This window comes from Flavobacterium sp., assembly GCF_044377315.1.
Lineage (GTDB): Bacteria > Bacteroidota > Bacteroidia > Flavobacteriales > Flavobacteriaceae > Flavobacterium.
Genome location: NZ_JBILJG010000001.1, coordinates 119,675 through 141,342, shown reverse-complemented (window position 1 = coordinate 141,342; position 21,668 = coordinate 119,675). Strand labels below are relative to the sequence as shown.

Genomic DNA, 21,668 nt, shown 5'->3' with positions numbered 1-21,668 from the left:
TTATTCTAATGTTTCTATTCTAAAACCTACTTCGGTTATTCCTTCTAATTTGTCAATTCCGGTAACTTTACCTGTTTGTCTTGCCGCTTGTTTGATAGTAACTTTATGTTTACCAGCTTTAAACTTAACTCGCTCTTTAAAAACCAGTTTGCTTTCTTTTACATCTGAAAAACCATCTCCAAGTAAATTGCCTTCTACATCAGCCATTAGGTATTCTAAAGTGTCAATTTTGGTAATACCATCTGGATAATTCATACTAACAATTAGAAAAATATTATTAAACGGATAGTCATTATTACCTCTCAAATTTAAGAACAAATTGTATTCTTTCTTTGGTTCGAGTTTTGGCAAATCAAATGAAACCAAAGAATCTTTATTCCAAGAATTCCCAACAGATTTGTAATCATCAAAAACTCTTTTCTTATCGCAAGAAAAAAGTAGAAAAACCATCAATATAAATAAAAAATTACTTTTTAGGCTCATTTTTGTTTACAGGAGTTATTTTGTTGTTTGGGTTACGATGATTTTTGTTTGGTTGTTTTTGAGTGCCATTTTGTTGTGGCTTTTCACTATTTTGATTCGTCAAATTTTGGTTTTGATTCGCGTTTTGTTGCTGAGGTCTATCGCCGTTAGGTTTTCTATTCTTGTTTTTGTTATTTTTCTTTTTCTTAGGCTGGTCAAAACGAGTTAAACTTTCCTGACCCATCGCATTATTGAAGTCTTTTACTTCTTCTTGTGTAATTTCTAATGCAAAATCTTCTAATGAAGAAACACGTTTTTTCTCTTTATTTTGAGCAATAATTTCTCTTACTTGATCAATTTTTAGCACATGCCAATTAGCAAAATTATCGGTATAGGCAAACCACATTAATCCTTTGAAAATATCTTGTTTTTGACAAATTGCGTCTCCTTTTTCGGTGTGTAATTTGGTTTCAAATTCAGGAAAATCTTTTAAAGCATCAAGGTAAGTGTCTAATTCATAATTCAAACAACATTTCAATTTTCCGCATTGTCCTGCTAATTTCTGTGGATTTAACGACAATTGTTGGTAACGCGCTGCCGATGTATTTACACTTCTAAAATCGGTTAACCATGTTGAACAGCACAATTCTCTTCCGCAAGAACCAATACCCCCTAAGCGGGAAGCTTCTTGACGAAAACCAACTTGTTTCATCTCGATTCTGGTTTTGAAAACCTGTGCAAATTCTTTAATCAATTGACGAAAATCGACTCTATCTTCAGCAGTATAATAGAAAATAGCTTTAGAACCATCACCTTGAAATTCGATGTCAGAAATTTTCATTTGCAACTTTAAAGCAATAGCAATTTCACGTGCTTTTACTTTCATTGGTTCTTCTTTATCGCGAGCATCACTCCAAATATCGATGTCTTTTTGAGAAGCTTTTCGATACACTTTAGTAATTTCGTTGCTGGTATGATTAACCCCTTTTTTCTTCATTTGAATTTTTACCAATTCGCCCGTAAGAGTTATAATGCCAATGTCATGACCAGGTGAAGCTTCGGTAGCAACGATATCGCCAATGCTTAAAGTAAGTTTTTCGGTATTTCGGTAAAATTCTTTTCTCCCGTTTTTGAAACGAACTTCTACACAATCAAAAGGCGCTTCGCCATTAGGCAAACTCATATTTGCCAACCAATCAAAAACGGTTAATTTGTTGCAGCTATCGGTGCCGCAAGTCCCATTATTTTTACAACCCTTAGGCGCACCACCATCAGAAGTTGAACAACTTGTACATGCCATAATTTTATAGGTAGTATTGCCAAAAAGCAATTTAAGTTCATAAAACGATTAATCGGTAAAGATAGTATTTTTAAAAAATAAATTCCAATAAAAAAATCCCAAATTCCAAGTTAGAAAAAACAGTTAAAATTTGGGATTTTATATAGTTGATTTTTAAAACAGTTACTCTAATATCTTAAATAATTTATCTGATAATCTTACTCTAAAAGGTAAAATAAAAGTGACTTTATCACCAATTTTAGCAACCGAATTTTCACTTCCGTTTACCATCATTTTGTCTAAAATTAGTTCCTCGTTTCCTGTGGTTGGTCCAGAGATTAAGATTTTATCACCAACATTTAATATGTTATTCTCGATGATAAATAATCCAACTTGTGGTTTTGGATAATAATGTTCGGCTTTACCAATAAGTGCTTTTTTGATTTTTATTTTCTGACGAATGTCTTTTGGTTTTTGAGCAATCGCTAAGGATTTATCAGATAGTTCACCTGAATGTTTAAATAATAGATTTTCTGATTTTCCTTTGCGAAAGACTTTATTTCCAACTTGTTTTCCTCTTCTTAATTTTACTTGTTCTACCAATGGTAAATGAATGGTATCTAAACATTCTTTTGAACAACAATTTTCCATTGTAGCTTTACAATCATCACATTGAATGAACAATAAATGACAACCATCGTTTTCACAATTAGTGTGATTATCGCACGGTTTTCCGCATTGGTGGCATTGCGAAACGATATCGTCGGTAATTCTTTCACCTAATCTATGGTCGAAAACAAAGTTCTTTCCTATGAATTTACTTTCTATGTTTTCTTCCTTTATTTGTTTGGCATAATTGATAATTCCGCCTTCTAATTGAAACACATTTTTAAAACCTTGATGCTTAAAATAGGCTGACGCTTTTTCACATCGAATTCCGCCGGTGCAATACATCACTAGGTTTTTATCTTCTTTAAAACTTTTTAATTGCTCGTTGATAATCGGTAAACTTTCTCTAAAAGTTTCTACATCTGGAGTTATTGCGCCTTTAAAATGTCCGATTTCACTTTCGTAATGATTTCTAAAATCGACAACGATGGTATTTGGGTCTTCTAATATTTGGTTGAATTCTTTAGCTTTCAAATGTACACCGATATTGGTTACATCAAACGTTTCATCATTTAATCCGTCGGCTACAATTTTATCTCTAACTTTCACAGTTAATTTCAAAAATGAATGATCATCGTGCTCTACGGCAACATTCAAACGAATTCCTCGCATGAAATCATAAGCTTCTAAAGTTGCTCTAAAAGCTTCAAATTTTTCGGCTGGAACACTCATTTGAGCATTTATTCCTTCTTTGGCAACGTAAGTTCGACCAAGTGCGTCGAGTTGGTTCCATTGGATAAATAAATCGTCGCGAAATTTTTTGGGATCTTCAATTTTGGCATACGCATAGAAAGATAATGTTAGGCGTTGTTGTCCGGCTTCATCAATTAATTGAGCTCTTTCTTCTGCGCTTAAGGTGTTATACAGTTGCATGCTATAAACGTTTAAGTGAGAAATATGTTTTGAATTCTAAATGGAAGAATTCGGGTGCAAAGTTAAAAATTTTTATTTAACCACAAAGCACACAAAGAATGCACTAAGTTCACAAAGTATAAAAAAAGAAAAAGCACTAAATTAATAGTGCTCTTTGTGCCTTCTTTGCGAACTTAGTGGTTAGAAAACTAACAGAATTCTGCGTAAGCATCTTTTAAGTTTTCTGCAATCATTTCAGCCGGACGACCTTCAATGTGGTGACGTTCTAGCATGTGAACCAATTCTCCGTTTTTGAACAATGCCATACTTGGTGACGATGGAGGAAACGGAAACATTTCTTCTCTTGCCGCATCAACTGCTTCTTTGTCAACTCCTGCAAAAACCGTTACTAAATGATCTGGTTTTTTTGCTCCGTCCAAACTCATTTTTGCTCCTGGACGAGCATTTCTAGCAGCGCAACCACAAACTGAATTTACAACCACAAGTGTTGTCCCTTCTACTTTGATAGCATTTTTCACTTCTTCTGCACTGTATAAATCTTGAAAACCTGCTTCAGAAAGTTCTGCTCGCATTGGTTTTACCATTTCTTCTGGATACATAATTATTTATGATTTAAGACCTGTCTATCGACAGGCAGGTTAACGATTTCTGAATTTTGATTATAAAATCATTGCAAAGATAAATAGAATTCTGGTTTTTAGAATGATTCTAATCATAAAGATTTGTTATCGTTTGATAGAGAATTTAAACTAAAAAAGCCTTTCAAATAATGCTCTAATAAAAAGATCTTTTGGGCATTTCCAAATTACTTGTAAATCTTCCCAAAACGTAGTTTCTTCGTCGAGAAATTTGAAAATTAAAGTTGGATTTCCTTTTTGGAATAAAGTAGAAAAAACTTTAGAACCCAAATCATTTCTTTTGAATAAAACATCTATAAACAACAAATCGTAGAACCAAAATTTATCTATTTTATGAAATTTCCTGAAATCGGTTTCTTTCGATAAAAATTGAATTAGTGCTTTTGATTTTTTGGTAGTATTTTTAAATGTATAACCTGTACTTGCTTTAGTCCAACCGCCAATAGAACCAATATTTATGATATTTTTGGTGGTGTGTTTCCAAAAATGATAACTCGTCATTGGGATATTTCCTTGTTCTTTTTCGATGATTTCGTAGTCAGTAATTCCTAACTTTTTGATGTATTTTTGGATTTCATTTTCGTATTCTTCTTTTGGAAGTAAATCTTTCGAAAACAACGTATATTCTAGTAATGCTTCGGTTGAAGAAGTTGGAAGAACGTACATAAAACGAGTATTTCCTCTTTGTTCGACAGAAAAATCCATAAAAGTTGCCGAACTTTTATCAAAAACTTCTTCTTTAGATTTTATAAACCAACCAATAAAATGTTGTTGTAATAATGGATATTTTGACTGACTATTTACAAGAGATGGATTGTAAATAGAATTAAAAATTTTATTACAAGTATAATTTTGATTTTCTGTTTTTACGATGCAATGATTTCCTAATTCTTCGAAGTCAATTACTTTTTGATTTACAAAATGTATATTATCTTGTTTAGAAATTAAGTCGAAAACGAGATTGTAAAAATCCAATCCGCGAATCATTTTATAGTGATACGGATTCAAATCTAAATCTCGTCGGAAGGTTTCATCTGCAAAAAGAGCAATATCCCATTTTTTGGATACAATTTCATCAAATTGAGTAGAATTATCCCAAAAACACCAAGTTCTATCATTAGATTTTTTTGGATCTTCATCCAATAATAAAATGGTTTTATCTTTAAATTTTCCAGATAAAATCATTTCATAAACGGTCATTAAAGCCGATAATCCTGACCCAGTGAAAATGTAGTGATAGTGTTGCATCTTAAATCCTGAATGAAAATCCAAATGCCCAATAATTGTTGGGAGCATTTTTAGAGATTCCAAATCCCGAAGACAAATCTAACATAAAATTGTTGTTTATCAAATAGGTAATTCCGCCATCAAAACTGTGATATGGTTTTTGATTTTGCGGTATAAATCCAAAAAGTTCAAAGTAACTTCCCAATTTCTTAGTGATGGAATATCCTGTTGCTGTTGTGTAAATAAATGTAGGCTCAGCAGAAAACCCATCCCATTCTGCTCCAAGATTATAACTGAACGACATTCTTTCTGATAAAGTATGTTGCATTACAAATCGAAATTCAGGCCCGATGAACTCAGTTTTAAAGTTTTTTGAAGCCATATTTGGTAAGGAAATATGAGCAATAAATGATGTTTTAGGGATTATGCCTTTTTCTTCAGTCAATTTCACTTTGAAACCAACATATATAGGAGATAATCCGTTGAATTTCTCATTTTTTATTTCTTCCCAAAAAAATTCGGTTATCAATCTCAACTCAAAATTTTCATTTACACCATATTTCCATAACGTTGAAGGTAAACTTAATGATTTACTAAACGCATCATTTTTTTGAAAAGTAAAACCGGTTTCCACTTGAAACATTCCTTTAGGTACAAGAGCAGGAGTTTCCGTTTGATCAGGTCTATCCGCTTGAATAGGTTCAATTTCTTGAGAATAAATAAATGTTGAAGATGAGATTAGAAAAAGTAATATTTTAGTTTTCATAAATTTAATTTTAGACAAATCTAAAAATATTTTTTAATATTTTATAAAAAAATGTATATTTGTCGAAAATAATTAATCAAAAATGACCATTTCTGAAGAAAATTACATCAAAGTTATTTTTCATTTATCGCATGTTTCTCCAAAAGGCGTAAATACTAATGCTATAGCAGGAATGTTAGAAACAAAGGCATCATCAGTTACAGATATGTTGAAAAAGTTATCCGAAAAAGAGTTGGTTGCATATCAAAAATATCAAGGAGTTACTTTGACAGAGAAAGGTTTTCATTCGGCAAAAATGATTGTAAGAAAGCACCGTTTGTGGGAAGTTTTTTTAGTTGATAAATTAAATTTCTCATGGGATGAGGTTCACGAAATCGCAGAAGAATTAGAACATATAAAATCGGAAAATTTGATAAATAAATTAGATGCATTTTTAGATTTTCCATCGTTTGACCCTCATGGCGATCCTATTCCTAATGCTGCTGGTGAGATTAAAAAAGTCATTAAATTATTATTATCCGAAACGGAATTAAATATAGAATATCAATGTGTTGGAGTTAAAGATTCTTCGTCAGAATTTTTACAGTATTTAGACAAACAAAAAATTGCCTTAGGTTCAAAAATTAAGGTCAAGGAGAAGGAAAGTTTTGACGATACTTTACTAATTCAGATTGATTCAAGAGAATTAACAATATCTAATAAAATTGCAAATAATATATACGTTAACTAATTATGTTTCAAACAATTTTAGATTATTTCGAAAGTATTGACCCTATTTTAGCGGCTTTGTACGCTACATTATTTACTTGGTTTTTAACAGCATTTGGAGCATCATTCGTGTTCTTTTTTAAGAATATGAATCGAGTAGTTCTTGACGGAATGCTAGGTTTTACTGGCGGTGTTATGATTGCGGCAAGTTTTTGGAGTTTACTCGCACCTGCAATTGAAATGAGTGAAGGTGAAGGATTTGTAAAAGTAATTCCAGCTGCAGTTGGATTTGGATTAGGAGCACTTTTTATTTTTGGATTGGATAAAATTCTTCCACATTTGCACATTAATTTTCAAGAAACTGAAGGAGTAAAATCGCCATGGCAACGAACTACATTATTAGTTTTGGCAATTACACTACACAACATTCCCGAAGGTTTAGCCGTTGGAGTTTTATTTGGTGGAGTTGCTGCCGGAATTCCCGAAGCATCAATTGCTGGAGCTGTAACCTTGGCAATCGGAATTGGCATTCAGAATTTTCCCGAAGGAATCGCCGTTTCAATGCCGTTACGCAGAATGGGAATGAGCCGTTGGAAAAGTTTCATGTACGGACAATCATCAGCTTTAGTTGAACCAATTGCAGGAGTTTTAGGTGCGGTTGCAGTTACATTTTTTACACCACTTTTACCTTATGCTTTAGCATTTGCAGCAGGAGCAATGATATTTGTAGTGGTTGAAGAAGTAATTCCCGAAACCCAACAAGATAAAAACACCGATATTGCCACTTTAGGATTGATAGGAGGATTTATTGTAATGATGACTCTTGATGTAGCTTTAGGCTAATATTCGTATCTTTGATAGATGAAAAAACTATTTTTACTTTCAATCTTGTTTTTCAGTTTTTCGCTTTTTTCGCAAAATTCTGAAAAAATTACGACCAAAAAATGTATTCCAAAAAAAGGATTGCATTTCAAATTAAAAAACGTTTTTAATGATTCAAGATGTCCACAAGTTGTTGATTGTATTTGGGCTGGAGAAGTTTCGGCAATTGTAGAAATTTACAAAGACAAAAAATTGGTTGAAGAGAAAACACTTACATTCAATTCTAGAAACAGTGAACAAAACAACAAATGGTTTGAGAATTATTTTACTAAAAAAATAAAAAGTGTTTCAGTTATGCCTACTAGAAAAGAAGGCGAACAGATTAACCCAAAAAAGTATTTTATAAATATTGTTTTTAGTGATTAATTACAACCACAATCATCATCACCACAGTTGTTTTTTTTCTTTTTTGAAAATAACGGTTTTAGTATAAAAAATACCGCTATTGCAAGTGCTATGTATACTAAAACCGTTTGTGTCATTTTAAATATTATTAAAGCTTAGCGCCAATTGATATGTAAAAAGTTCTGCCTTCTCCTGGTAAAATTCCTGGTCCTGGATAACCTCCAGCTCTTCTAGTTGCATAATTTTCATTAAAAAGATTGTTAATGCCACCTCTAATGTTATAGTTTTCCAAAAACTTGTATTCTGTCGATAAATCAAAAACATTATAGTTTTCTAAAAGTCCTGTTATTCCATTTGCAGATGGCGCAACAGTATTATTGGCATCTGTAAAAATTTTACCCGACATTCTATATTGTGCTGTTGCAGATATATTATTGTTACTCCATGAGATGCCAAAGTTATGAATATATCTTGGAGCGTTTTCTACTCTGTTTCCCTTTAAATTGGTTTCTGTAATTGCAATATTTGGAGCGGTTCCTGAGGTTGTGAAGACTGCAAAATCAGTATAGCGACTGTCGATAAAGCTTACTGTTGCAAATACATCTAAATTACCATAAGGTTTGTCAACGTTGAATAATTTTGTAACATTTATGTTTGCAAAACCTTCTATTCCTTTATTTACTGTTTCACCTAGATTCGTTCTGTAAATAAATGTGCCTTGGTTTGGGTCGTTATTTAAAAATTGTCTAGTACCACCAATTCGGTTATTATAACTCAAATAAAATAAGCTAAAATCAAAGTTTAAATACTTTTTGAATGTTCCTCTGTAACCTAAGTCCGCATTGAATCCGCTTGCATCTTTTAAATTTGTATCGATTACATCGGTTACAGCAGGCGGAGTTAAATCAGAAAACAATACGGGTCTATACGCTTGTGTAATATTAGCATAAATATTTGTAGTTCTGAATTTGTATTCCAAACCTAATCCAAATAATGGTTTGCTTCGTGAAATTGTTTTATTTGGAAAAGCTATATCATTAGCGCCACTAACTCCAAATCTGCCTTCGCCAGTGTTTTTAATGTATTCATAACGAATTCCTGGTGTAATACTAAGTTTTTCGGTTACTTTAAATTGATTTTCTGCAAAGACAGCTACATTTTCTGTAGTAAAATCTATATCTCGTGCATATCGTCCTTCAACAGACAAATCAAAATCTGACCCTCTTGTTCCTGTTCCTTCTTGTAATCGTTGTGTATTTGCTTGATAAATTCTAACGCCAAATGCCAAATTACTTTTTATTTTTCCAATTTCATATTTAAGAATGTTTCTATTTTCAACACCAAAATTTTTGTAATAATCTCTATCTAATTTTCTATTCGAATAATTATTTGTAGTTGTACTTATAGCGTCAATAGTATTTGGCGTTGCTGTAATTCCAACACTATTTCGCTCTCCAATTAATCCGAATAATTTAGTATTAGATGAAAATTTATCATTGATTTTAGTGTCAAAATTGATTGAAAACACATTCCATGGAGTTCCAAACCAGTTTCTTTCTCGTAGTGATTGTCTCGAATTTGCAGTAAATTGGTCATCGGTTAAACCTCCGGCTTGTTGCATTTTATAATCCATATTGGTGTATTCTGCCGATAATTTTGTGTTTTCAGTAAATCGATATTCCACAAAAGCATGGGTATTTCTAACAGTATATTCGCTATTTTCTCTCCATCCATCTGCACTTCTAGAATGATTGTAAACGTAGTAGGAAAATTTTTTATAGGCCCCACCAATAGCGTTATAACTACTCATTAAGCCATAACTACCAACTGTATTTTGTGTTTCGAAAGAAAACTTCTTTTTTGTTTCCCTTTTTAATTGATAGTTCAACATGCCGCCGAATTGTGGTCCGAATTGCAATGAAGAACCACCACGTATAAGTTCAACCGTTTCAACAGCTTCTAATGGTGGATTATAATACGCTTCTGGATAACCAAAAACGTCAGATGAAATATCGTAGCCGTTTTGTCTTGTATTTAGTTCCCAACTTCTGTTTGGACTAAGCCCTCGAACACCAACATTAATTTGAATGCCAGAACCTTCGTTTTCCCAGATAGTTACACCAGGAACTCTAGAAAATATCTCTCTGGCATTGTTAGTAGTAAAGTTTCCATTAATATTAGACAACTTTAACACTTCGTTCTTTTTACCCGAAAACAAAACATTTTCTTTAATTTCAGGCATTCGCTCCGGACTTTGTTGTTTACTAATTATTAGTACAGGATTTAATTTTTTAATAGTATCGTTTAAAGCTAAATCATTTTCTTGTGCGTTTGAATACAGAGCAAAAAAGCTTACGATGACTAATATATAGTTCTTCATTTTATTTAGATTAATTCTACACAGCAAAAATATAAATTAATTCTTATTTAGACAAATTAAAAATAATAAAATTTTACAAGTTATTTTTATTGTAGTTTTTTTCAGTTGCTCAAGATTTTCATAAGGTTTTTTGATTGTATTTTTACTGGAGAAGTATCGGTAATTTTAGAAATTTACATAGACAAAAAATGGTTGAAGGGAAAACACTGACATTCAATTCTAGAAACAGTGAAGAAAACAACAAGTGGTTTGAGAAATTATTTTCTAAAAAAATAAAAAGTGTTTCATTATACCTAATTAGAAAAGAGGGTGAAGAGATTAACCCAAAAAGTATTTTATATAGGTTTTTTTAGTGATTAATTATAACCACAATCTAATCACCACAATTTTTCTTAGTTTTTTCTTAAGAACTTTTTATAATAGAAAAATCAAATCAATTGCTACTGTATCCTAAACTAATATTTCTTGTAGTTTTATATTGTAAAGTTACAACTTATTTTATTTCAACACTTGATAGGCAATAAATGCTACCAGATAAGCAAAGCCACTCATAAAAACCAACTGAATTATCGGCCATTTCCATGAGTTGGTTTCTTTTTTTACAATAGCCAATGTACTAACGCACTGCATCGCAAAGGCATAAAAAAGCAATAATGAAATTCCCGTAGGAAAGTTAAAAACCTTTGATCCATCGGTGTGAACTTCGGCTGCCATTCTATTTTTTATGGTGTCTTCTTCGTCACTGTGACTGCCAACGCTGTAAATGGTTGCCAAGGTTCCAACAAAAACTTCTCGAGCTGCAAACGAACTTACAACCGCAATTCCTATTTTCCAATCGTATCCTAATGGTTTTATTATTGGTTCAATTGATTTTCCGACAATTCCAATAAACGAATTTTCTAGTTTGTATGCACTAACTTGATCGTCTAAATATTTCTGACTGTAAATAACATTTTTTGCGGTAAGCTGTTGTTTTACAATTTGATCTGCGTTATTAAAATTTTCCCCTAATCCATGCGAACCCAAAAACCAAAGTACAATTGACAATGTTAAAATGATTTTTCCAGCTCCAAAAACAAAAGCTCTCGTTTTTTCTAAAACATTTATAGAAACATTTTTGAACATCGGAATCTTATAACTTGGCATTTCCACCACAAAATATGATTTTGATTTTATATTCAGAATTTTATTTAAAATATAAGCTGAGAAAATAGCAACACCAAAACCTAAAAGATATAAAATCATCAAGGTTAAACCCTGTAAGCTCATAAACCCAAATAATTTTTCGTCTGGAATTATTAGTGCTATCAAAATGGCATAAACTGGTAATCTTGCTGAGCAAGTTATAAATGGCGTGACTAGAATAGTGATTAATCGTTCTTTCCAATTTTCAATATTTCGTGCGCTCATAATAGCAGGAATAGCACAAGCAGTTCCCGAAATTAGAGGTACAACACTTTTTCCTGAAAGCCCAAAACGGCGCATAATTTTATCCATTAAAAAAACCACACGACTCATGTAACCACTTTCTTCCAAGACAGAAATAAATAAAAATAGAAAGGCAATTTGTGGAATAAAAATCAAAATACCGCCAATTCCTGGTATAATTCCTTCGCTAATCAAGTTAGTAAACTCGCCAGCTGGAAGACTGTTTTTTGCATACGAAGCCAAGTTGGCAAACGAACTATCAATAAAATCCATAGGATATTTAGACCATTCAAATATAGATTGAAATATTCCAAACAAAATAATAAAGAAAATCAAGTAGCCAAATACTTTATGAGTCAAAATTCTATCCAATTTTGCTCGAACATCAGTTGCTTTTGAATGATCGATTTTTTGCCCAATTTTTAAAGTATTATTTATAAATTGGTACCTTTTTATGGTTTCCTTTTGTTGCAATCTTTTTAAATCTGCATGCGATTTGGTAAATGAACTTTTTAATTCTTTTCGCTCTAAATTCAAAAAATTTACGTCTTGCGTAATTACCAACCAAAGTTTGTACAATAGTTGATTTGGAAATGCTTTTCTAAGCTTGTCAAAATACTCAACATCAATACTTGAAGCATTTAAACAAGGTTCAGTAGAAAGATTTTTATAATTTAGAATCAGATTTTTAATCTTTTCAATTCCAATATTTTTGCGGGAACTAACTAATGCGATTGACGTTTTCAACTCACTTTCTAAAAAAGGAACGTTAAGTTCAATTCCTTTCAATCTCATTCGGTCACTCATATTGATAACCAAAAGCGTTGGCAATTCTAAATCTTTTATTTGAGTAAAAAGAAGCAAATTTCGTTTCAAATTTTCTACTTCGGTAACAACTACAACAACATCTGGAAAGTTTTCATCTTTTCGATTCATCATCAGTTCAATTACCACATTTTCGTCAATTGAACTAGCATTTAAGCTATAAGTTCCAGGTAAATCAATGATAGTAGCTTTTACATCTTCCGAAAGTTTGCAAACACCCATTTTCTTTTCAACCGTAATTCCAGGATAGTTTCCAACCTGTTGATGCAAACCTGTAAGTTGGTTAAAAACAGAAGTTTTTCCCGTGTTCGGATTACCAATTAGCGCAACTTTGATTTCTTTTTGAGCCATTAATTTTGAGTTTCAATGACTACATTTATCTCTTTTGCCGTTTCTAATCTAATTGCCACATGCGAATCATTCACATTAAAATATAGCGGACAACCAAAGGGGGCGATTTGAATTAACTCAACAGAATTTCCCGGCAAACAGCCCATTTCGAGTAGTTTCATAGGGATTTCATCGATATTAAAATCGATAATCGTTCCTTTTTGACCAATTTTTAATTGAGCAATTGAAGTTTTCACAGCTTTATTTAGATTGAATTAAAATACAAAAGTAACTATTTACAAAGAAATTTGCATGATAATTATCATATTTTAAGATTTGGAGCGAATGGCTTGGGCAATATCCGTTATCCATATTCCTGCTGCCTTTCCAAAGCTCGCCAAAAAAGGCGAGGCTTTTCCCTTGCATCAGGGCTAGTTAGCCATTCATAAACCTTTTGAAAACTATTTTTCTTCGTTACAAAGAAAGTTGATGTCTTCTAAAAGTTGGGTTACATTTTTAACTTTTGGATCATTTGTAGGTTGGTCTAGATTGGTGCCATCATAAAATCCTCGAACACGTTTTTTGGAGTCAATCAACACAAAATTTTCTGTATGAACCATATCGTATAATGCTGATGGTTCACCAGTTTTTACAGCCAAATATGATTTTCGGGCTATGTAATAAATATTTTTTTTATCACCTGTAACCAAGTTCCATTTGCTATCTATGACGCCCTTTTCTATCGCATATTTTTTCAAAACAGGGACACTGTCAATATCTGGAGTTACGCTATGAGATAACAACATAACTTTAGGATTATCTTTAATTCGATTTTGCAACCATGCCATATTTTTAGTCATTTTTGGGCAAATAGTTGGACAAGTTGTAAAGAAAAAATCGGCTACATAAATCTTTCCCTCATACTCTTTCTGAGTAACAATTTTGCCATTTTGATTAGTAAAACTAAAATCGGCAATAGTGTGATTGGCTGCAATATGTTGTACAGTAGAATCAACCATTTCAGGATTTACATCACTCGGGGTGTAAATAGGTAAGATTTTATTCGGATTTAACGCATTATAAAAAAGGGAAATTGTGATAATAGAAAAAAGCACAAAAAAGAGAAGGAATAATTTGTATTTTTTTAGAGCAGCAATCATGATTGTAGTATTTTATGCAAAGGTAGAAATTAAGTAAACATTTGAATCAAACAAAAGTTAAAAATTGTTTCAATGATTAAAATTTAATTAAATTTGGAAAAATTTCCACAAAATGAAAAAAATACTACTTTTAGTATCATTAGCAATCAATTTTTTAGGATTTAGTCAATTTGTTCCATCTGCACCATGGATGAAAGAAATTAATAGAAATAACAAACAATATGCTTCAATTGATGAATTAAAAAATGAGTTCAATAATTACTGGTTAACTCGAGATAAAAACCAAAAAGGAAGCGGATACAAACCATTTATGCGTTGGGAATATCACTGGAGAAACAAGAGCAATTCACAAGGATATCTAATAACGCCCCAAGAAATGTGGGAAGCTTTTAACCAAAAAAAAGAGGTAAAAAAAAATAGTTCAAGCTCTGTCCCTACAAGTATCTGGGAACCAGTTGGCCCTTTAAATCATATCAATACTGGCTCATGGTCAAGTGGTCAAGGAAGAGTAAATGTTGTTTGCGTTGACCCAATAAACGAAAACACAATATATATTGGAACTCCAGCTGGTGGAATATGGAAGTCTACAACTGGTGGAACAAATTGGATTCCACTTTCAGACAATTTGCCACAAATAGGTGTTTCAGGTATAGCGGTTGACCCTACCAATACAAATATAATATATATATCAACTGGCGATAGAGACGCAGCAGATTCTTATTCGGTGGGAATTATGAAATCTACAGATGGCGGCTCAACTTGGGATTCAACGGGTTTAACATTTACAGGAACCAATTCGTTTGCAGGCGATATTGTAATTAATCCAACCAATGTAAATGAACTTTTGGTAGCAACATCAAACGGAATTTACAAAACAACAAATGCAGGTTCAACCTGGAGCCTAGTTAGAACAGGCAATTTTTCGCAAGGAAGCATCAGACTTAAACCCAATAATCCTAATGTTGTTTATGCGGTTTCTGAAAATCGTTTTGTTCGTTCAACTAATTTTGGCTCCACTTTTACTACAATTACAACTGGACTACCTTCAAATTCTGGAAGAATGCTTTTAGATGTAACTCCTGCCGATGAAAATGTAATTTATATTTTGAGTGCCAATACTTCTTATGGATTTCAAGGACTTTATAAGTCAACCAATGGAGGAGATAGTTTTGTTGCTACTAATACTACAACTGATATATTTGAATCTGACCAAGCTTGGTTTGACCTTGCTTTAGCCGTTTCTCCGACCAATGCGAATGAGCTTTACACAGGATGTTTAAATATTTGGCGTTCATTAAATGGCGGAACAAGTTTTACAAGAAGAAACGTGTGGAACAACCCTACAAGTCCAAGATATACACACGCGGATATTCATTATTTGCGCTATTTTGGCAGTAAACTTTATTGCGGTAGCGATGGAGGAATTTATGTTTCGGCTAATAATACAAATTCGTTTACCGATTTAACAGCTTCTGCACAGATTAGTCAGTTTTATAAAATAGCCGTTTCTAAACAATCTGCCTCTAAAATGGTTGGTGGATTGCAGGATAATGGGGGGCATGCATTAAGCAATAATCAATGGAAAAATTACTATGGAGCAGACGGAATGGATACTGCAATCGATCCAAATAACAGTAATTTATTTTATGGTTTTATTCAAAATGGAGGATCACTTTACATTAGTAGTAATGCTGGAAACTCATCATCTGGCGGAGTTGGTTCGCCAAGTGGAGAAAGTGGAAATTGGGTAACGCCATTGGTTACAAATTCAATAGGAGAAGTTTTTGCGGGTTATAGTAGTTTGTATAAACTAGATTCAGGAAATTGGATTCAACAAAACACCACTTCATTAGGAATAGGAAATATTGATTTGATTACAATAGACCCAAGTAATGACAATAATATATACATTTCCGGAAACGGTCAACTTTTAAAAAGTATTGATAAAGGAATAACATTTGAAAACATTTTTGACGCAAGTATTACTTCTATTGCGGTACATTCCTCTAATAGCAATATAATTTATATCACAACACAAGGAACTAACGGTCAAGTATTAAAATCAGTTAATGGCGGATTGGACTTTACTTCTATAAGTTCTGGATTACCATCTATAGGTAAAAACGTAATTGTACATCAAGGAAGAAATGCAACAAATCCATTATTTGTTGGAACAAGCTTAGGGGTTTATTACAAAGATGATACTATGAGCCAATGGCAACCTTTTGACACTGGATTGCCAAATGTTTCTGTAACCGACTTAGAAATAAATTTAGAAGATCAAAAAATAATTGCTGCAACCTACGGAAGAGGAATTTGGCAAGCAGCAATTGAGGTTGAAGTACCACAAAAGGATGTCAAAATTGTTGAAATTTTAAATCTATCATCTACAAATGTAGAATGTACCAATAGTCTTGTTTCACCACAAATCAATGTAAAAAATAGTGGGGCAACTGTTATCAATAATATAGATTTTAATTATAGTTACAACGGCTCAAACTTCCAATACAATTGGATTGGAACGCTAAACCCTAATCAAAACGCAATAGTTTCTTTACCAGAAATAAGTTTACCAAAAAATTTATATAATTTTAATGTTACTGCGGTAATAAATAACGATGAAGTGTCTGAAAACAATACTTCAAGTAAATCATTTGTTTTAAATAACGTAGGAACATTAAACGACTTGAATACATTTGAAACTCCAGAAGATAGTTTATTATCTTATGATGAATCAGGATTATTTTCTACTTGGCAAAGAGGAACGGCTAATGGTGTCATAAACACTGGTACAAGTAACGTATATGCATCAAATCTTACCGGAAATTATGACGATAATAGAAAGGCATTTTTAGTATCTGAATGTTACAATTTTTCACAAATCACAAATCCTGTTATGTCTTTCAAAATGGCATATGATCTTGAGAACAATTGGGATATTTTGTATTTACAATATACAACAGATAATGGCGCTAACTGGTTCAAACTTGGAGAGACGGCATCAAATTGGTACAACAGCGATAGAACTCCAGAAACATCAGGTGAAGATTGTACAAATTGTGTTGGCGGACAATGGACAGGAACTAATACAACTCTAACCGAATATACGTACTCACTAAATTCATTCTCTGGATATCCAAATAATGTTATATTCCGATTTGTTTTTCATTCTGATGGAAGTGTGACCGCAACGGGAGTTGTTGTTGATGATTTTTTAATTTCAGGAACAAATTTGACCACAACCAACTTCCAATTAGAGAAACTCGCCATTTATCCAAACCCTTCTAGCGGTATTTTTACTATATCGTCAGGTAACATTTCTATCGATTCTATCGACTTATACGATATGACGGGTAAAAAAATTAGTTTTAAAACCAATAAAGAACAAACCGTTATCGATTTGAATGCGGTTTCTGATGGAATTTATTTTGCCAAAATAACATCAAATAATCAATCAACAACTAAAAAATTAATTAAAAAATAACAAAATGAAAGTTTCAAAAATCATTAAAAAAACCTTTTTTGTTGGGCTAGTTACTATTTTAAATACAGCAAATGCTCAACAAAAAACACCAGGAATCAACGTAGATTTAATGGACAAAACCGTTAAACCTGGAGATGATTTCTTCAGATATGTAAACGGAACGTGGTTTGATAAAACCGAAATACCAAGCGATAGAGTTCGTTGGGGAAGTTTTGACGAGTTAAGACAAAATACTGATATTGATGCATTAGCCATTTTGAAAGAAGCAACTGCCAATAAAAAATTAGATCCAAATTCTGACCAAGCAAAAGCTGTAAACGTTTTTGTAACTTATATGGATACAATTTCTCGAAATAAATTAGGTATCAAACCAATCAAACCAACTTTAGAGAAAATAAACGCTATTAAAAATGTTGATGATTTAAACAATTTAATTTTGGAACTACAACCAGAAGGATCAATAGGCTTTTATAGCATGTATATTGGTTCTGATGCTAAAAATAGCACTCGAAATATCGTAAATGTTACATTAGGAAGTCTTGGTTTACCAGATAGAGATTACTATGTTTCTGATGATGCAGATTCTAAAGAAAAAAGAGAAAAATATGTACTTCATGTTGAAAAAATGCTACAATATGTTGGAGAAAAACCAGCTCAAGCTAAAGAAAGCGCCAAAAAAGTATTAGCATTAGAAACCGCAATGGCAACTCCGAGGTTAGACAGGGTTGAACGCAGAGATAGAAGAAAAACATACAACATGATGTCGGTTGCCGATTTGCAGAAACTAACACCAGCCGTTAACTGGAATAATTATTTCACCAAATTAGGAATTATCAAATTAGATTCTATAAATGTTTCTCAACCTAAATATATGGCAGCGCTTCAAACTATTTTTACAGAAAATAAAGTAGAAGATTGGAAAGCTTATTTGCGTTGGATGTTGATAGACAATGCTTCAGATGTTTTGACAACCGAAATCGAAAAGACAAATTGGGATTTTTATAGCCAAACTTTACAAGGTGCCAAAAAACAAAGACCACGTGAAGAAAGAGCACTTCAAGTTGTAAACGGTACCGTTGGAGAAGCATTAGGAAAACTATATGTTGAGAAAAAATTTCCTGCAGAAGCTAAAGAAAAAGCAAACAAAATGATCAAAAATGTTTTCTTTGCTTTTGAAAGTAGAATTAACAAATTGCCTTGGATGACGCCAGAAACTAGAAAAGGAGCTATCGATAAATTAAGAAAATCAACAGTTAAAATTGGTTATCCTGACAAATGGAAAGATTATTCTAAATTGGTAATCAAAAGCAAAGAAAATGGCGGAACGTATTATGAAAACATGAAAAATATTTCCAAATGGGGCTTCAACGAAAACATTGCGGACTTAAACAAACCAGTTGACAAAACCCGTTGGGGAATGTCGCCACAAACGGTAAATGCTTATTACAATCCTTCTTATAACGAAATTGTGTTTCCAGCCGCAATTTTGCAACCACCATTTTATGATTACAAAGCAGACGAAGCGGTTAATTATGGAGGAATTGGAGCGGTAATTGGACATGAAATCTCTCACGGATTTGACGATTCAGGTTCTCGTTATAACGCCGATGGAAATTTGGTAAACTGGTGGACAGAAGACGATTTGAAGCAGTTTACAGGATTAGGTGGTGCGCTAGCGTCACAATACAGCGCCTTAGAGCCATTGCCTGGCACTTTCGTTGATGGAAAATTCACACTAGGTGAAAACATTGGTGATTTAGGTGGTGTAAACGCAGCTTACGACGGATTGCAATTGTACTTAAAAGAAAACGGGAATCCAGGATTGATTGATGGTTACACACCAGAACAACGTTTCTTTATTTCTTGGGGTACGATTTGGAGATCCAAAATGAGAGACGAGGCTATCAAAAACCAAGTAAAAACCGATCCGCATTCACCAGGGATGTATCGTGCTTACGTACCATTGTTAAACGTTGATGAATTTTACAAAGCTTTCAACATTTCAGAAACGGATAAGTTATTCATAAAACCAGAGGATAGAGTTAGAATTTGGTAGAAGTAAAATGCCTTAAGGATTTTCTTTAAGGCTTTTTTAATACATCAAATAACTAGTTTTGCAAATATTTTAAGACCCCTCGAGATTCCTTTCGCATGGTGCTGTTATAAAGCTTAAATTTATAAATTAAAGGAATAAAAACGCTCACAAACTTGAAGCTGGCGTTAGCTAAAATAAATTTACGGTCAATTTAAAACTCAAATTCTTCAATAGAAGTCGAATCAATTTCTACTTCTGGAATTGGAATTGCAACATTTGAATTAAGATAGGTTCTTGCGGCTCCTGAAATACCAAAATAGGAGGAAGAATCCATTTCTTCTGGTGTGATGATTCCGTTTTTAAGCATTAATTTTTTCATGTAAAAAGCGCGATTAGAAAACTTCGATTTCCAAGATGCTCCATCAAACTGGTTCATGAATCTTCTAGGCATTGGTACAATACTTGCCAAAAACATACATTCGTTTACAGACAATTTATCCGGGGTTTTTTGAAAATAAAATCTACTTGCTTCCCCAATTCCATATACATCTGGTCCCCATTCTATAATATTAAAATAAACTTCTAACATTCTATCTTTGCTAACAATTTGGTTGTTTTCTATTAAATAAACTAACAAAATTTCTTCAACTTTTCGCGAAATTGTTTTTTCTCTTTTCAGAAAAAGATTTTTAATCAATTGCATGCTTATGGTGCTTCCGCCTCGTTCAAAGCGATTGGAAGACATGTTTTTTACCATAGAAGCTCTAAAAGCGTTTATATCAAAACCTTTATGCTTGTAAAAATTAGGGTCTTCAAAAGTAATGACGGCTTTTTTTAGATAAGGTGAAATTTTAGCCAAAGTGTAATAATCAGGATTTTTTTTGCCAACAAATATTGGACGTTGAAGCTTGTCATTAATTAAAGCGGCATATTCAAAATCTGAATTGATTTTAGACAAATTAGCTTTTCCGTATTTTAGAATTTTAAGGCCGCTTTTATTTATTTTACTATTAAATGTCAATGCCCATGGACGACTTTTATCCATTTTGAAATTCATGGTGTAATCAAAACTTCCTTCGGCTTCCATTCCTTTAAAATTATTAAACAATCCGTCTGGCAATGACGTTATAAAATCTTGGGCTTCCATTTCGGGAATATGTACTTTTAGCGTATAAATTTTGCTTTTGTCTTTTTCGTATTTCAAATATGGATGTACAATAATTTTGTTTAATTCTACTACCGTTCCTTCGTCAACCGCCACAAAGTTTTCACCAAAAAGAAACTTGTAATCCATTTTTACATTTTTCAGAATTACATCATTTTTAGCTATTTTTGGATGATTTACAATAAGATTGGTAACCGATGTAGCGCCATCAATACGAAGTTCATTACCATCCATATCGATATTTTCAACATTTATTTGAATAGAATTAAAACTGGAAACAATACCGTATTTTTCATCGATATAAGGAATATTGATTTTACCTTTATCAAAATTAGAAAACTGTAAATCGGCTTCTTTATTTCTTGGATCGGCTGTTCCTTTTATTTTTAATTTTTGAGTGAATGCTTTTGTTTTTATGAGAATTACAGTTTCTAAATCTTCATCATCTAACACCAATTTGTCGGTAGAAAGTGTTGAAATAGTTCCGTTATCATCAAAAACAAATTGGAAATTTTCAATATCCAAATCGGTCGGAACTAAATTGGAAACTTTATTTAATAACTTATAAGCTAATTTGGCATAATTGGTTGTAGCATCAGAAATAGTGTCTTTTGATTTTTCGGGTAAAAAAGCCTGATAATTGCTGCCGTCTTTGGTTTTTATAAGATGTATAAATCCTTCTTTTGCTTGCAAACTTCCAAGTTGAATATCGCCAGTAACAAACCCCCAAATACTCAAACTGGTTTTGATGTCTTTGAATTTTGCCAATGTATCTGCTTTATTTGGAACCAGCGAAACTTCTTTTAGTACAACTGTTGTTAAACCATCAAATTTGGCATATTTTATGTTTATTTTACAATCATATTCGGTAACGAGTTTGGCAGAAACTTTATCGATAACTTTTCTTAGAATATCTTCTCTGAAATAATAGAAAGTACCAATAGCTAGTACAAAAAAAACAACTAGAATTTTAAGTGCTAAAACTATTTTTTGTTTACGAATTCGCATTTAA

The 21,668-nt window shown here is 32.4% G+C and carries 17 protein-coding genes; 5 read left to right on the top strand and 12 right to left on the bottom strand.

What is annotated here, in order from left to right:
• From ACIQ66_RS00650 to ACIQ66_RS00625, 6 genes are all read right to left on the bottom strand, one after another.
• Positions 1 to 483 carry a gliding motility lipoprotein GldH gene (locus ACIQ66_RS00650; protein WP_396210886.1) on the bottom strand — a complete coding sequence of 161 codons (483 nt, stop codon included), beginning with the start codon at positions 481 to 483 and terminating at the stop codon, positions 1 to 3.
• Positions 467 to 1,762 (bottom strand): stage 0 sporulation family protein, encoded by a 1,296-nt coding sequence (locus tag ACIQ66_RS00645; RefSeq protein ID WP_396210885.1) that lies wholly within the window; start codon positions 1,760 to 1,762, stop codon positions 467 to 469. Before ACIQ66_RS00645 ends, ACIQ66_RS00650 begins: the two co-directional genes overlap by 17 nt.
• A 162-nt stretch (positions 1,763 to 1,924) precedes the next feature.
• Positions 1,925 to 3,283: a rhodanese-related sulfurtransferase gene (locus ACIQ66_RS00640; protein WP_396210884.1), complete on the bottom strand. Its 1,359-nt coding sequence runs from the start codon at positions 3,281 to 3,283 to the stop codon at positions 1,925 to 1,927.
• Positions 3,284 to 3,471: 188 nt separating this feature from the next.
• Positions 3,472 to 3,882 carry a BrxA/BrxB family bacilliredoxin gene (locus tag ACIQ66_RS00635; protein WP_396210883.1) on the bottom strand — a complete coding sequence of 137 codons (411 nt, stop codon included), beginning with the start codon at positions 3,880 to 3,882 and terminating at the stop codon, positions 3,472 to 3,474.
• 150 nt (positions 3,883 to 4,032) lie between these two features.
• Positions 4,033 to 5,169, bottom strand: coding sequence for a lycopene cyclase family protein (locus tag ACIQ66_RS00630; RefSeq protein ID WP_396210902.1), 1,137 nt, complete (start codon positions 5,167 to 5,169; stop codon positions 4,033 to 4,035).
• A 1-nt stretch (position 5,170) separates the two neighbouring features.
• Positions 5,171 to 5,914: a transporter gene (locus ACIQ66_RS00625; RefSeq protein ID WP_396210882.1), complete on the bottom strand. Its 744-nt coding sequence runs from the start codon at positions 5,912 to 5,914 to the stop codon at positions 5,171 to 5,173.
• An 82-nt stretch (positions 5,915 to 5,996) separates the two neighbouring features.
• Here ACIQ66_RS00625 and ACIQ66_RS00620 point away from each other — a divergent pair, with 82 nt between their 5' ends.
• The 3 genes from ACIQ66_RS00620 to ACIQ66_RS00610 are packed head-to-tail and all read left to right on the top strand — an operon-like array spanning position 5,997 to position 7,870.
• Positions 5,997 to 6,644 (top strand): metal-dependent transcriptional regulator, encoded by a 648-nt coding sequence (locus ACIQ66_RS00620; protein WP_396210881.1) that lies wholly within the window; start codon positions 5,997 to 5,999, stop codon positions 6,642 to 6,644.
• A gap of 2 nt (positions 6,645 to 6,646) precedes the next feature.
• Positions 6,647 to 7,465: a ZIP family metal transporter gene (locus ACIQ66_RS00615; RefSeq protein ID WP_396210880.1), complete on the top strand. Its 819-nt coding sequence runs from the start codon at positions 6,647 to 6,649 to the stop codon at positions 7,463 to 7,465.
• An 18-nt stretch (positions 7,466 to 7,483) separates the two neighbouring features.
• Complete coding sequence (locus tag ACIQ66_RS00610) at positions 7,484 to 7,870, top strand: hypothetical protein (RefSeq protein WP_396210879.1); 387 nt, start codon at positions 7,484 to 7,486, stop codon at positions 7,868 to 7,870.
• Here the strand turns inward: ACIQ66_RS00610 and ACIQ66_RS00605 are convergent.
• The 5 genes from ACIQ66_RS00605 to ACIQ66_RS00585 all read right to left on the bottom strand — a co-directional run bounded on the left by ACIQ66_RS00605 (position 7,867) and on the right by ACIQ66_RS00585 (position 13,972).
• Entirely contained in the window at positions 7,867 to 7,986 is a 120-nt protein-coding gene (locus ACIQ66_RS00605; RefSeq protein ID WP_396210878.1) for a FeoB-associated Cys-rich membrane protein, read from the bottom strand. The two genes, ACIQ66_RS00610 and ACIQ66_RS00605, sit on opposite strands and share 4 nt — an antisense overlap.
• An 11-nt stretch (positions 7,987 to 7,997) precedes the next feature.
• The gene (locus ACIQ66_RS00600) at positions 7,998 to 10,229 is read right to left on the bottom strand and encodes a TonB-dependent receptor family protein (RefSeq protein WP_396210877.1); all 2,232 of its coding nucleotides are present in this window, start codon (positions 10,227 to 10,229) and stop codon (positions 7,998 to 8,000) included.
• A gap of 498 nt (positions 10,230 to 10,727) precedes the next feature.
• Positions 10,728 to 12,833 (bottom strand): ferrous iron transport protein B, encoded by a 2,106-nt coding sequence (feoB, locus tag ACIQ66_RS00595; protein WP_396210876.1) that lies wholly within the window; start codon positions 12,831 to 12,833, stop codon positions 10,728 to 10,730.
• A complete protein-coding gene (locus ACIQ66_RS00590; RefSeq protein WP_396210875.1) occupies positions 12,833 to 13,069 on the bottom strand; it encodes a ferrous iron transport protein A in 237 nt (78 codons plus the stop codon). Before ACIQ66_RS00590 ends, feoB begins: the two co-directional genes overlap by 1 nt.
• A 204-nt stretch (positions 13,070 to 13,273) precedes the next feature.
• A complete protein-coding gene (locus ACIQ66_RS00585; protein ID WP_396210874.1) occupies positions 13,274 to 13,972 on the bottom strand; it encodes an SCO family protein in 699 nt (232 codons plus the stop codon).
• 112 nt (positions 13,973 to 14,084) lie between these two features.
• Between ACIQ66_RS00585 and ACIQ66_RS00580 the strand changes: the two genes are divergently transcribed.
• Together ACIQ66_RS00580 and ACIQ66_RS00575 are read left to right on the top strand one after the other, a co-directional pair.
• Positions 14,085 to 17,456 (top strand): T9SS type A sorting domain-containing protein, encoded by a 3,372-nt coding sequence (locus tag ACIQ66_RS00580; protein WP_396210873.1) that lies wholly within the window; start codon positions 14,085 to 14,087, stop codon positions 17,454 to 17,456.
• Positions 17,457 to 17,460: 4 nt separating this feature from the next.
• Positions 17,461 to 19,512 carry a M13 family metallopeptidase gene (locus tag ACIQ66_RS00575; RefSeq protein ID WP_396210872.1) on the top strand — a complete coding sequence of 684 codons (2,052 nt, stop codon included), beginning with the start codon at positions 17,461 to 17,463 and terminating at the stop codon, positions 19,510 to 19,512.
• Between the two features lie 190 nt (positions 19,513 to 19,702).
• Here ACIQ66_RS00575 and ACIQ66_RS00570 read toward each other — a convergent pair whose 3' ends face one another.
• Positions 19,703 to 21,664, bottom strand: coding sequence for a transglycosylase domain-containing protein (locus tag ACIQ66_RS00570; protein ID WP_396210871.1), 1,962 nt, complete (start codon positions 21,662 to 21,664; stop codon positions 19,703 to 19,705).
• Positions 21,665 to 21,668: the final 4 nt, after the last annotated feature.